This window comes from Paeniroseomonas aquatica, from assembly GCF_030409335.1.
In the GTDB taxonomy this organism is placed as follows: domain Bacteria; phylum Pseudomonadota; class Alphaproteobacteria; order Acetobacterales; family Acetobacteraceae; genus Belnapia; species Belnapia aquatica.
The window spans coordinates 458-12,905 of the sequence record NZ_JAUFPN010000126.1 but is presented as its reverse complement, the minus strand read 5'-3'; the positions used below and the strand labels follow the sequence as shown (position 1 = coordinate 12,905).

General features: G+C 73.5%; 10 protein-coding genes. 6 read left to right on the top strand and 4 right to left on the bottom strand.

Going from position 1 to position 12,448, the window contains the following annotated elements; all coding sequences use genetic code 11:
- Nucleotides 1-268 precede the first annotated feature (268 nt).
- Both QWZ14_RS11360 and QWZ14_RS11355 read right to left on the bottom strand, forming a co-directional pair.
- Complete coding sequence (locus QWZ14_RS11360) at nt 269-850, bottom strand: tetratricopeptide repeat protein (RefSeq protein ID WP_290316775.1); 582 nt, start codon at nt 848-850, stop codon at nt 269-271.
- Entirely contained in the window at nt 850-1,368 is a 519-nt protein-coding gene (locus QWZ14_RS11355; protein WP_290316774.1) for a Fur family transcriptional regulator, read from the bottom strand. Before QWZ14_RS11355 ends, QWZ14_RS11360 begins: the two co-directional genes overlap by 1 nt.
- A 41-nt stretch (nt 1,369-1,409) precedes the next feature.
- Between QWZ14_RS11355 and hisI the strand changes: the two genes are divergently transcribed.
- From hisI to lpxB, 5 genes are read left to right on the top strand one after another with little or no spacing between them, the layout of a single operon-like run.
- Nucleotides 1,410-1,856: a phosphoribosyl-AMP cyclohydrolase gene (gene hisI / locus QWZ14_RS11350; protein ID WP_290316773.1), complete on the top strand. Its 447-nt coding sequence runs from the start codon at nt 1,410-1,412 to the stop codon at nt 1,854-1,856.
- Nucleotides 1,853-2,971 (top strand): CobW family GTP-binding protein, encoded by a 1,119-nt coding sequence (locus QWZ14_RS11345; RefSeq protein WP_290316772.1) that lies wholly within the window; start codon nt 1,853-1,855, stop codon nt 2,969-2,971. Before hisI ends, QWZ14_RS11345 begins: the two co-directional genes overlap by 4 nt.
- 9 nt (nt 2,972-2,980) lie before the next feature.
- Nucleotides 2,981-3,580: a GNAT family N-acetyltransferase gene (locus QWZ14_RS11340; protein WP_290316771.1), complete on the top strand. Its 600-nt coding sequence runs from the start codon at nt 2,981-2,983 to the stop codon at nt 3,578-3,580.
- Entirely contained in the window at nt 3,577-4,446 is an 870-nt protein-coding gene (locus tag QWZ14_RS11335; protein ID WP_290316770.1) for a carbon-nitrogen hydrolase family protein, read from the top strand. Before QWZ14_RS11340 ends, QWZ14_RS11335 begins: the two co-directional genes overlap by 4 nt.
- Nucleotides 4,443-5,597: a lipid-A-disaccharide synthase gene (gene lpxB, locus QWZ14_RS11330; RefSeq protein ID WP_290316769.1), complete on the top strand. Its 1,155-nt coding sequence runs from the start codon at nt 4,443-4,445 to the stop codon at nt 5,595-5,597. The genes QWZ14_RS11335 and lpxB overlap by 4 nt, the downstream gene beginning before the upstream one ends.
- A 174-nt stretch (nt 5,598-5,771) precedes the next feature.
- On the opposite strand, the gene QWZ14_RS11325 is transcribed toward lpxB, so the two are convergent.
- The gene (locus QWZ14_RS11325) at nt 5,772-6,707 is read right to left on the bottom strand and encodes a Gfo/Idh/MocA family protein (RefSeq protein WP_290316768.1); all 936 of its coding nucleotides are present in this window, start codon (nt 6,705-6,707) and stop codon (nt 5,772-5,774) included.
- A gap of 81 nt (nt 6,708-6,788) precedes the next feature.
- Entirely contained in the window at nt 6,789-9,410 is a 2,622-nt protein-coding gene (locus QWZ14_RS11320; protein WP_290316767.1) for a PAS domain-containing protein, read from the bottom strand.
- A 193-nt stretch (nt 9,411-9,603) separates the two neighbouring features.
- Between QWZ14_RS11320 and secD the strand changes: the two genes are divergently transcribed.
- Nucleotides 9,604-12,372, top strand: coding sequence for a protein translocase subunit SecD (gene secD, locus QWZ14_RS11315; RefSeq protein WP_456307236.1), 2,769 nt, complete (start codon nt 9,604-9,606; stop codon nt 12,370-12,372).
- The last annotated feature ends 76 nt before the right edge of the window (nt 12,373-12,448 follow it).

The window sequence follows — 12,448 nt, the reverse complement described above, 5'->3', positions numbered from 1 at the left end:
CCCCGCGGGTGTAGCCCGGGCCCGGCCGGCCGGCCAGGAGGGATCAACGACGAGGGATCAGCGGGAGAGCTTCACCGCGGCGGCGGCGGCGACCAGGCAGAAGGCCCAGGGCAGGATAGTCAGCAACTCGTTCATGGCAGGGTCCCCAGGGCCGGCGCCGCACCGCCGCGGCGGCGGCGGGCAACATGTCATGGCGGCAATGTTGAACCGCTTCGCATGACAGGGCAATCATTCCTGGGGATCGCTGCCATGCAACATGGGCATGGCCTCAGGTGGCGTCGCCCTCCGCCTTGCGGCGCTGCTCGCGCAGCCGTTCCGCCCCGCCCGGCATCTGCGGGTTGATCGCCAGCGCCGCCCGTAGGCTGCGCAGCGCCCCCTGCGGGTCGCCGGCCTCGTTCTGGATCGCCGCCAGCATGGTCAGCGCCGGCCAGTGCCGCGGCTCCAGCCGCAGCACCTCCTGCAGGTCCCGCGCCGCCGCGGCGCCGGCGCCGGCGCGGAGGTTGGCCTGGGCCCGGAGGAACCAGCTCTCGGCGAAATCCGGCGCCAGGGTGATGGCGGCGTCGTAATCCTCGAGCGCCTCGACCGGCAGCTCCGCCTCCAGGTTGCGGCCGCCCCGGCGCAGCAGCAGCCCGACCGCCGGGCTGGCGCCCTGGGCCCAGAGCATGCGGATGCGGCCCTCGACCAGCGCCGCGCCCTCCTCGTTCGGGGCGGTCCGCAAGGCCTCGAAGGCGCGGTCCAGCTCCGCCTTGCGGGCCTCCGGGCCGCGCGGCGGCGTCCCGGGCGCGGCCGGCTGCGCCCGGCCGGCCATGGGCCAGGCGGCCGGCAGCAGCAGGACGAGGCGGCGGCGCATCAGGCGGCCGCCTGGCAGTCGGCGCAGATCCCCTCCGCCTCCACCGTGGCGCGGGCCAGGGCGAAGCCGGCGGCGGCGGCGGCGCGCGACAGGGCGAGGGCGACGCCGGGGTTGCTCAGCTCCGTCGTGGTGCCGCAGCGCGAGCAGATGAGGAATTGATGCGGGTGGTCGTGCGCCGTGCCGCAGTCGCAATCCGCCGGGTGGTCGTCGACCTCGGCGCAGCCGATGAAGGCGCCGAGCCGTTCCACCTTGTGGATCAGCCCCTGCTCCACCAGGAAATCCAGCGCCCGGTAGACCGTGGGCGGCGCCGCCCCGGCCCGGCTGGCCTTCAGCCGGTCGAGCAGGGCATAGGCGCCGACCGGCTGGGCCGAATCGAGCACCAGCCGCAGCACCTGCCGGCGCAGCTCCGTGAGCTGGGCGCCGCGGCGGGAGCAAAGTGCTGCGGCCCGCTCCAGGCTCGCCTCCATCTGGGCGTCCTGCTTGGCCGCCACCTCGGCGTCCTGGTCCATGGCCGGCATCGGGGCTCCTCCATCGGCGGCTCCGGGTCCTATATAGGGTGATGACCCCCGATCCGACGAGCCTCGCCCCTCCCCCATCCTGGGCCGCCCCCGCCGCCGAGGCCCGCGCCCGGCTGCTGGAGGCCATCCGCTTCGACCTGCGCGGCCTGGTCCCCGCCATCGCCCAGCAGCACGACAGCGGTGAGGTGCTGATGCTGGCCTGGATGAACCGCGACGCGGTGGAGGAGACGCTGGCCACCGGCCGGGCCTGCTACTTCTCCCGCTCGCGCAACCGGCTCTGGCGGAAGGGCGAGACCTCGGGCCAGGCGCAGCGGCTGGTCGACCTCAGGGTCGACTGCGACGGCGACACGCTGCTGCTGCTGGTCGACCAGACCGGGGTCGCCTGCCACACCGGCCGGCGGAACTGCTTCTTCGTCGCGCTGCGCGACGGCGCGGTCACCGAGATCGCCCAGCCGACCACCGACCCGGAGGCGCTGTACGGCCGATGATTTCAAGCCATGGGACCCCGATCCCGGTCACCGTCCTGACGGGCTTCCTCGGCGCCGGCAAGACGACGCTGCTGAACCGGCTGCTGCGGCACCCTGGCCTCACCGATACCGCGGTGCTGATCAACGAATTCGGGGAGATCGGCCTCGACCATCTGCTGGTCGAGCGGCTGGACGGCGATACCGTGCTGCTCAACGCCGGCTGCCTCTGCTGCACCGTGCGCGGCGACCTGGTGCGCGCGTTGCGCGACCTGGCGGAGCGGGTCGCGGCCGGCCACGCGATCCGCCGCGTGGTGGTCGAGACCACCGGCCTCGCCGACCCGGCGCCGATCCTGCAGACCTTGATGAGCGACCCGCTGGTGCTGGCCCGCTACCGCCTCGATGGGGTGGTGACGCTGGTCGATGCGGCGACCGGCATGGCGACCCTCGACGCCCAGGCCGAGGCGGTGAAGCAGGCCGCCGTCGCCGACCGGCTGGTGCTGACCAAGACCGACCTCTCGACGCCCGAGCAGGTCTCGGCGCTGTGGCAGCGGCTGCGGGCGCTGAACCCCGGCGCGCCGCTGCTGAACGCCCTGCATGGCGAGATCGCGCCGGCCGAGCTGCTGGACTGCGGCCTCTATGACCCCGCCGCTAAGCACCCCGACGTGCGCCGCTGGCTGGATGCCGAGGCCTATGCCGCGCACGCCCACCATGGCCACCACCACCATCACGGGCATGAGCATGGGCACGACCCCAGCCGGCACGATGCCCGCATCCACAGCTTCTGCCTCAGCTTCGACGCGCCGCTGCCCTGGGACGGCATCTCCACCTGGCTCGAGGTGCTGACCATGACCCGGGGCGAGAGCGTGCTGCGGATCAAGGGCATCCTGAACCTCGAGGGCCAGGACCGGCCGATCGCCATCCATGGCGTGCAGCACCTGTTCCACCCGCCGGTGCGCCTGGCCGCCTGGCCGCGCCGGGCCGATGGCACCGAGGACCGCAGCTCCCGCCTGGTCTTCATCCTGCGCGACCTTGACCGGGCCACGGTGGAGAAGGGCCTCGCCGCCTTCGCCGAGAGCGCCCGGCAGCAGCGGGAGATGGCCGGCGGCCCGGTTGTCTCCCCGGCGCGGGCCGATTAAGCCGGGGGCATGAGCTCCCCTCCCCTGCGGATCGAAACCCTCGGCGGCGCCGCGCTGGCCGCGGCGCTGCCCGGGCTGGCGCGGCTGCGCGGCACGGTCTTCGCCGAATGGCCCTACCTCTATCAGAGCGATCCGAATTTCGAATCCGGCTACCTCGCGACCCTGGCCGCCAGCCCCGGCGCGGCGATCGTCGTCGCCTTCGACGGGGCAACGCCGGTCGGCATGGCCACCTGCCAGCCGCTGGCCGAGGCGCATGCGCCGGTGCAGGCCGCCTTCCGCCGGCGCGGGGTGGACGGCGCGGGCTTCTGCTACTTCGGCGAGAGCGTGCTGCTGCCGGCCTATCGCGGGCGCGGCGCCGGCGTCGGCTTCTTCGCGGCGCGGGAGGCGCATGCGCGCTCCCTCGGCCTGCACGCGGCGGCCTTCTGCGCCGTGGTGCGCAACGCCAACGACCCCCGCCGGCCGGCCGGCCACCAGCCGCTGGACGGCTTCTGGCGCCGGCGCGGCTACCTGCCGCGGCCCGACCTCTCCTGCGTCTTCTCCTGGAAGGAAGTGGGAGACGACCGGGAGACGCCGCACAGCCTCGGCTTCTGGCTGAAGGACCCGCTGTGACCGCGCTCCGCCTCGGCGTCCTCGCCTGGCCGGTCGGCAATCCCCGCGACGTCGCCGGCTACGCGGCGCGGCTGGAGGGCTTCGTCGCCGAGGCCGCCGGCCGGGCCGACCTTCTGCTCATGCCGGAGTATGCCAGCGTCGAGCTGGCGGCCGGCGGGGCGGGTGAGGCCGGCGAGCTGCGCGCCATGGTGGCGGAGGCCCCGGCGGTGCTGGAGGCGATGCGCGGCGTCGCCCGCCGCCACGGCATCTGGCTGCTGCCGGGCAGCCTGCCGATGCCGGGCGCCGATGGCCGGGTGCTCAACCGGGCGCCGCTGATCGCCCCCGACGGCCGCCTCGCCTTCCAGGACAAGATGGCGATGACCCGCTTCGAGGCGGAGCGCTGGGGCATCGCCCCCGGCGCCGGGCCGCAGGTCTTCGACACGCCCTGGGGGCGGCTCGGCGTTTCCATCTGCTACGACGCGGAATTCCCGAAGCACGTCCGCACCCAGGTCGAGGCCGGGGCCTGGCTGGTGCTGGTGCCGACCTGCACGGACACGATGCACGGCTTCAACCGCGTCCGCTTCGCCTGCCAGGCGCGGGCGCTGGAGAACCAGTGCTTCGTCGCCATGGCGCCGACGGTGGGCGAGGCGCCCTGGTCGGCCGCGCTGGATGTGAACCGCGGCTTCGCCGCCGTCTTCGGCCCGGTGGATCGCGGCTTCCCCGAGGATGGGGTGCTGGCCCGCGGCGCGCTGGATGCGCCGGGCTGGGTCTTCTGCACGCTCGACCCCGAGCGCATCGCCACGGTGCGGCGGGAGGGCGCGGTGCTCAACCACCGGGACTGGCCGGCCGGCCCGGTCGAGCGGCCGCGGCCGGCGGTATTCGCATGACCCTGATCTACATCGCCGCCGGCGAGGCCTCCGGCGATATCCTCGGCGCCCGCCTGATGGCGGCGCTGCGGGCGCGGCGGCCCGGCCTGGAATTCGCCGGCATCGGCGGCGAGCGCATGGCCGAGGCCGGGCTCGAGAGCCTCTTCCCGATGCGCGAGCTGTCGCTGATGGGGCTGCTCGAGGTGATCCCCAACCTGCGCCGGCTGGCCCGGCGGATGGACGAGGCGGAGGCCGACGTGCTGGCCCGCCGCCCGGCGGTGCTGGTGACCATCGATGCGCCGAGCTTCACCCTGCGGCTGGCCGCCCGCGTCCGGCCGAAGGGCATCCCGGTGGTGCATTACGTGGCGCCGCAGGTCTGGGCCTGGCGGCCGGGCCGGGTCGCCGAGATCGCCGAGCGGGTCGACCGCATCCTGGCGCTGCTGCCCTTCGAGCCGCCCTTCTTCGAGCGCGCCGGCATCCCCGTCACCTTCGTCGGCCACCCGGTGCTCGAGAGCGGCGCCGCCGCGGGCGATGCCGCCCGCTTCCGCGCGGCGCATGGGCTGCGGCCCGGGGAGCGGGTGGTGCTGGTCATGCCGGGCAGCCGGCGGTCCGAGGTGCGCCGGCTGCTCGCCGTCTTCGGCGCGGCGCTGCGCCGGGCGGAGGCCGAGGTGCCCGGGCTGCGGCCGGTGGTGGCGCTGGCCGGGCCGGTCGAGGCGGCGGTGCGGGCGGGCAGCGCCGGCTGGCCGGTGCCGCCGATCTTCGCCCGCACGGCGGCGGAGAAGCACGACGCCTATGCGGCGGCGGCGGTCGGGCTGATCAAGTCCGGCACCTCCAGCCTCGAGGTGGCGGTCGCGGGCGTGCCGCATGTGGTGGGCTACAAGGTCAACCCGGTCACCGCGGCGATCGTCCGCCGGCTGATCCAGGTGCCCTTCGTCTCCCTGGTCAACCTGCTGGCCGAGCGGGCGGTGGTGCCGGAGCTGCTGCAGCAGGACTGCACCCCGGCGCGGCTGGCGGCGGCGCTGGTCGCGCTGCTGCGGGACCCGGGGCTGGTCGCGGCGCAGCGGGAGGGCTTCGCCACGGTGCTGGCCCGGCTGCGGGTGCCGGAGGGGCTGCCGAGCGAGGCGGCGGCGGTGGCGGTGCTGCGGGTGCTGGACGCCGCCGGGCGGGACTGAATTCGCCTCAAAACGGCTCAATTCCACTCAAATCCGCTAAATTGGACCGCCCCAAGCCGTTGATATCGCTGCAATCCGGTGGAGAAATTTTAGAATTGAGGCCTCAGGCCGCACCGGGTGCCGGAGCCCGGCCCGACGCCGCAGCGTACTGGAACGAACCAGCAACGTCCAGCCCTATCCGCCGGCGGCGATCGCCTGCTCGATCCGCAGCGCGGCATCCAGCGCCGCCAGCCCGACCGCGCCGCTGGCCTCCACCGGGGCGCCCCGCTCGATGCTGGCGACGAAGGCCGCCTGCTCGGCCTCCAGGCTGTCGTGCTCGACCCAGGTGGCGCGGGTGATGCCCCAGCCGGGCATGGTCCCGACCGCCTCGGCGCCGCCGGGATGCAGCCGCTCCAGGCTGCGGGCGAGGAAGTCGACACGGGTCTCGCCGAGCGGGCCGAGGATGCGCAGCCGCCGCTCCATCGCCACGCTGACCCGGCTGGCGGTCACCGTCGCCGCGGCGCCGCTGGCGAAGCGGAGCTGGGCCACGGCGAAATCCGGATGGTCCGACATCACCCGCGCGCCGCTGGCGCGGACCTCGGCCAGCGGCGAGCCGGCCAGCGTCAGCACCAGGTCGAGGTCGTGGATCATCAGGTCGAGCACCACCGAGACATCGAGGCTGCGCGGCCGGAAGGGGGCGACGCGGGTCGCCTCGAAGGCCAGCGCCCCGTCGGTGGCCGCGCTCGCCCGCAGGGTGCGGATGGCGGCGGAGTAGCGCTCAATGTGCCCCACCTGCAGCACCAGCCCGGCGGCCCGGGCGGCGGCGGTCAGTTCGGCGGCCTCGGCGGTGGTGGCGGCGATCGGCTTCTCGACGAAGACATGCCGCCCGGCGGCCAGCGCCTGCATCGCCAGCGCGTGGTGATGCGCCGTGGGCGCGGTGATGACGACGGCATCCGCGGCCGCCAGCAGCGCCGGCACCGCCAGCGCCGGGGCACCGGCCTCGGCGGCGACCAGCGCGGCGCGCGCCGGGTCGGCGTCGTGCACCCCGGCGAGGAGGCCGGCCGCGGCCAGCTTCAGCGCGTGGAAGCGGCCGAAATGGCCGACGCCGAGAACGCCGATGCGAAGGGGCATGGTGGAGGGGATCCCGATCCTGCTGCGGCCGCCTCTCTAGCAGGGCCGGCCGGCCCCGCCATAGGGCGGGCCGGGCCGCCCTCAGCCGCCCTCGATCAGCGCCCGGATGCGGTTGGCCAGGGTCTCCATGGCGAAGGGCTTGGTCAGCACGTGCATCCCCGGCTCCAGGTGGCCATGGCCGATGGCCGCGTTCTCGGCATAGCCGGTGATGAACAGCACCTTCAGCCCCGGCCGCAGCGCCCGCCCGGCATCGGCGAGCTGGCGGCCGTTCATGCCGCCGGGCAGGCCGACATCGGTCACCAGCAGGTCGACCCGGGCCGGGGAGCGCAGCAGCTTGAGGCCGCCGGCGCCGTCCTCCGCCTCGATGGCGGCATAGCCCAGCTCCTGCAGCACGTCGGTGACCAGCATGCGGATGGTCGGCTCGTCGTCCACGACGAGCACCGATTCGCCGACCTCGGCGCGCGGCAGCTCCGGGTCGGCACCCGGCGATTCCGCGCTCTCGGTCGCGCCGACGTGGCGCGGCAGGTAGACGCTGACCACGCTGCCCTGGCCGATCTCGGAATAGATCCGCACCTGCCCGCCCGACTGCCGGGCGAAGCCGTAGATCATGGAGAGGCCGAGCCCGGTGCCCTGGCCGATCGGCTTGGTGGTGAAGAAGGGGTCGAAGGCCTTGGAGATGATGTCGGGCGTCATGCCGGTGCCGGTGTCGCTGACGCTGAGCGCGACGTATTGCCCGGCCGGCAGGTCCTGCGCCGCGGCCATGCGGTCGTCGAGCCAGCGGTTCGAGGTCTCGATGGTCAGCCGGCCGCCGTTCGGCATGGCGTCGCGGGAGTTGATGCAGAGGTTGAGCAGCGCGTTCTCGAGCTGGCTCTGGTCGGTCAGCGTCGCCCAGAGCCCGCCGGCGCCGACCACCTCGAGGGTGATGGCCGGGCCGATGGTGCGGCGGATCAGCTCCTCCATGCCGGCGACCAGCTTGTTCATGTCGGTCGGCCTGGGCGCCAGGGTCTGCCGGCGGGAGAAGGCGAGCAGCCGGTGGGTCAGCGCCGCGGCGCGGTCGGCGGCGCCCCGGGCGGCGGTGAGGTAGCGCTGGACCTCGGGCAGGCGGCCCTGGGCGATGCGGGTCCGCATCAGCTCCAGGCTGCCGGTGATGCCGGCCAGCAGGTTGTTGAAGTCATGCGCCAGCCCGCCGGTGAGCTGGCCGACCGCCTCCATCTTCTGCGACTGGCGCAGCGCCGCCTCGGCCTCCATCAGCGCCTCGGTGCGGGAGACGACCTGGGATTCGAGCGATTCCGCCAGGGCCCGGAGGTCGTCCTCGGCCCGCCGCCGCTCCACCGCCATGCGGGTGCGCTGGGCCACCTCGCGGACGAAGGCCAGCTCGTGCGGCTGCCATTCGCGGGCGGTCGCGTGGTTGATGTAGAGCAGCGCCACCAGCCCGTTGCGCTCGGTCACCGGCATGTTGATGACCGAGACGGCGCTGATCGCCCGCAGCGCCGCGGCGTTGCCCGCGGTGCGCGGGTCGACCTCGGCATTGCCGAAGACCACGGTCTCGCCGCGCTTGAGGTCCTCGATGTAGCTGCCGTAGTCGCGGAACCGCAGCACCCCGGCCAGGCTGGCGACGCCCGGGGCGTTCCAGTCGCGCTCGATGGTCACGGTCTCGGCCTCGAGGTCGATGGTGCCGTAGCCGGCGCGGGAGGCCTCGAGGGTGCGGCCGAGGATCTCGGCGGCGGCGGCGGCGAGGTCGGCGGGACGGTCGAGCGCGCGGAAGCAGTCGTCGAGCTCGAGCAGCGCCCGGTTCTGCGCCTCGTTGTTCTTGCGGTTGGTGATGTCGCGGGAGGTGCCGGCGAGGCGCAGCGGCGCGCCGTCGAGCCCGGTGACCACCTGCGCCCGGGCCTCGATCCAGCCGGGGGTGCCGTCCGGCCGGAGCACCCGGAATTCGGCGCCGAAATCGGCCCCGCTGGCGATGCTCTCGGCCAGCCCGGCCTGCAGCCGCGGCAGGTCCTCGGGGTGCACCACCTCGCGCAGCGTGGCGAAGTCGAAGGGGGAGTCGGCGGGGCGGCCGTAGTTCAGCCGGCAGATCGCCGAGGCGGTGAGCTCGCCGCGGCGCAGGTCGAGCTCCCAGATGCCGAGCTTGCCGGCCTCGGTGGCGAAGCGCAGCCGGGCCTCGCTCTCGCTCAGCGACTGCAGCCGGTCGCTGAGCTGGGCGACCAGCGCGGCGTTGCGGCTCTCGAGCCCGGCCAGGCGCTCGCGCTCGATGGTCACGTCCATCTGGCTGGCGAAGAAGTAGGTCAGCTCGCCGGCGGCATCGTGCACCGGCGCCAGCAGCAGCCGGTTCCAGAAGGTCGAGCCGTCCTTGCGGTGGTTGCGGATGTCGATCTCGATCGACTGCTGCGACCGGACCGCCTCGCTGATGCGCCGGATCGAGTCCCGGTCGGTTGCCGGCCCCTGCAGGAAGCGGCAGTTGCGGCCGAGGATCTCCTCCCGCGGGTAGCCGGTGAGGCGGACGAAGGCGTCGTTGGCGAAGACCGTGGGGTTATCGGGCAGCCGCGGGTTGGAGATGATCATCGGCATCCGGGTGGCCCGGACGGCGGAGACGAAGGGGTCGGTGCTGAGGTCGAGGCCGAGGATCTCGGCGCCGATCCGTTCCTGGTCGGCCTCGACCTGGGCCTGGGTGGCGGGGCTGGCCGCGGGCGCGGGGGAGTTCATCGGGCAGGGCATCCGGTAGGCCGCGGCAAGCTGCGACTCGGGCGGGGCGGGGCTTCGGGGCGGCGCCGGCGCAAACTCGGCGCGGCGGGGCTGCGGGGCAAGACGCCCGGGAGGGGCCCCGGTTGCGCCGCCCCGACGGCCGGGCGGCCCCGGGGCCGCGCCAGGGCCGGAGCGGGCCCGCCGGCCAGGGTCCATGGAACGTTTTCGGTTCGAGTCGCAGCAAGCATGTTACGGTGGCCAACATCGGATCGCCGCCAGGGTTGCATCCCTCGGCGGCCGTCGTCACATTCCCGCCGGTTTGCCGGGGGCCGCTGCCGCCCTCGCCGCGCCTTCCCCTAGGGCTTTACCCTCCCATGAGTCACCCCGCCCCATGATGTTCTTCGCCCGCTGGAAGACCCTGTCGATCCTGGCGGTCTGCCTGTTCGGCGTGCTGCTGTGCACGCCGAACCTCTTCCCCAAGGCCTCCCTGCCTTCCTGGGCGCGGCAGTTCTCGCTCGGCCTCGATCTCCGCGGCGGGTCCTACCTGCTGCTCGAGGTCGACATGGACGCGGTGGTGAAGGAGCGGCTCGAGAGCCTGGCCGACGCCAGCCGGACCCGGCTGCGCCAGGCCAATGTCGGCTACGTGAACCTGGCGGCGGAGCCGGCCAACCGGCGGGTCAGCCTGCGGGTGCGGGACATGGCGCAGGTGCCGGCGGCGATGGCGCAGCTGCGCGAGCAGGCGAACCAGATCCCGACCAGCATGGGCGCCACGACGCCCGACATCGAGGTGGCCTCGACCCCCGATGGGGTGGTGACCGCGACGCTGACCGAGGTCGGGCTCCGGGCCAAGGCGACCGCGGCGGTCGAGCAGTCGATCGAGATCGTCCGCCGCCGGATCGACGAGACCGGCGTCTCCGAGGCGCTGATCGCCCGCCAGGGCCAGGCCCGCATCCTGGTGCAGCTCCCTGGGGTCGAGGACCCGAACCGGATCAAGGAGCTGCTCGGCAAGACCGCGCGGATGACCTTCCACCTGCTGGACGAGACGGCGAATGTCGCGGCCGCGACGCCGCCGCCCGGGGTGATGTTCCTGATGGGCGAGGCCCGGCCCGGCCAGCCGGAGACGCGCTATGCGGTCAGGCGCCGGGTCGAGGTGGATGGCGCCAACCTGACCGATGCCCGCGCCGGGCAGGACAACCGCACCGGCGAATGGGTGGTGAATTTCACCTTCGATTCCATCGGCACCCGGCGCTTCGCCGACGTGACGCGAGCCAACGTCGGCCGGCCCTTCGCCATCGTGCTGGACGACAAGGTGATCACCGCGCCCAACATCCGCGAGGCCATCACCGGCGGCCGCGGCCAGATCAGCGGCAATTTCGACGCCCGCGGGGCGAACGAGCTGTCCGTGCTGCTGCGGGCCGGCGCGCTGCCGGCGCCGCTGACGGTGGTGGAGGAACGCACGGTCGGGCCGGAGCTGGGGGCGGATGCGATCCGCGCCGGCATCCTGGCGCTGGCGCTCGGCGCGGTCTTCGTCTTCCTCTACATGGGCCTCGCCTATGGCCTGTTCGGCTGGCTGGCGGATATCGCCCTTCTGGTGAACATCATCCTGCTGCTGGCGGCGCTCTCGGTGCTGGAGGCGACGCTGACCCTGCCGGGCATCGCCGGCATCGTCCTCACGCTCGGCACCGCGCTCGACGCGAACATCCTGATCAACGAGCGCATCCGCGAGGAATACAAGAACGGCAGGCCACCGCTGAGCGCGCTGGAGGCGGGCTTCACCAAGGCCTCCGGCACCATCATGGACAGCAACCTGACCAACCTGATCGCCATGGCCTGCCTCTATGCCTTCGGCAGCGGGCCGGTGAAGGGCTTCGCGGTCACGGTCGCCATCGGCACCATCGTGCAGATGTGGACCGCGACCACGCTGGTCCGGCTGATGGTCTCCTGGTGGTACCGCACGACCCGGCCGAAGACCCTGCCGGTGATCGAGGATGGCCGCGGCTTCTGGGGCCGGATGGCGCGGCCGCTGTTCCGCATCATCCCCGACGTGACCCGCATCCCCTTCATGAAGGGCGCGCGGGTCGGGCTGCTGGTCTCGGCGGTGCTGTCCACGGCATCCCTGATCGGCGCCTTCTATCCGGGGCTCGAGAAGGGCATCGACTTCAAGGGCGGCATCGTCATGGAGGTGCGGACCCCGGGCCCGGCCGACCTGGCGGCGCTGCGCAGCAAGGTCTCCGGCCTCGGCCTCGGCGACGTCGGGCTGCAGGCCTTCGGCGATGCCGAGACGGTGCTGGTGCGGCTGCCGGTCCAGGCCGACGAGGGCGGCACCCAGCAGGCGGTCAACGCGGTGCGCGCGGGCGTGGAGCAGGTGGCGCCGGGCGCGCGCATCCTGCGGGTGGAAGCCGTGGGCAACCGGGTCTCGGACGAGCTCTTCCTCGGCGGCATGATCGCCCTGGCGATCAGCATGCTGGCGATGCTGGTCTACATCTGGTTCCGCTTCGAATGGCAGTTCGCCATCGCCGCGATCATCACCCTGATCCTGGACACGACCAAGACGGTCGGATTCATGGTGCTGTTCAACGTGGAGTTCAACCTGACGACGGTCGCCGCCATCCTCACCGTCATCGGCTTCTCCGCCAACGACAAGGTGGTGGTCTTCGACCGGATGCGGGAGAACCTGCGCAAGTACAAGACCATGCCGCTGCGCCAGCTGGTCGACCAGTCGATCAACGAGACGCTGAACCGCTCGCTCGGCACCTCGATGACCCTGCTGCTCTCGGCCCTGCCGCTGGCGCTGTTCGGCGGCGACACGCTCTCGGGCTTCGCCTGGGTGATGCTGTTCGGGATCGTGGTGAGCGCCTCCTCCTCGGTCTTCATCGCCGCGCCGATCGTGCTCTACACCGGCCAGCATTCGCTGCGGCGGGGCGGGCCGGAGGCGGCGCCGGCCGCGGCGGGCGGCAAGGGCCGGGCGCCAGCCGGGGTCTAGGCCGCTGTCCCCGCCCCCCGGGGCCGCGGCCGCCTGGCCGCGGCGGGTGCTGCCGGCCCTGGCGCTGCTGGCGGCG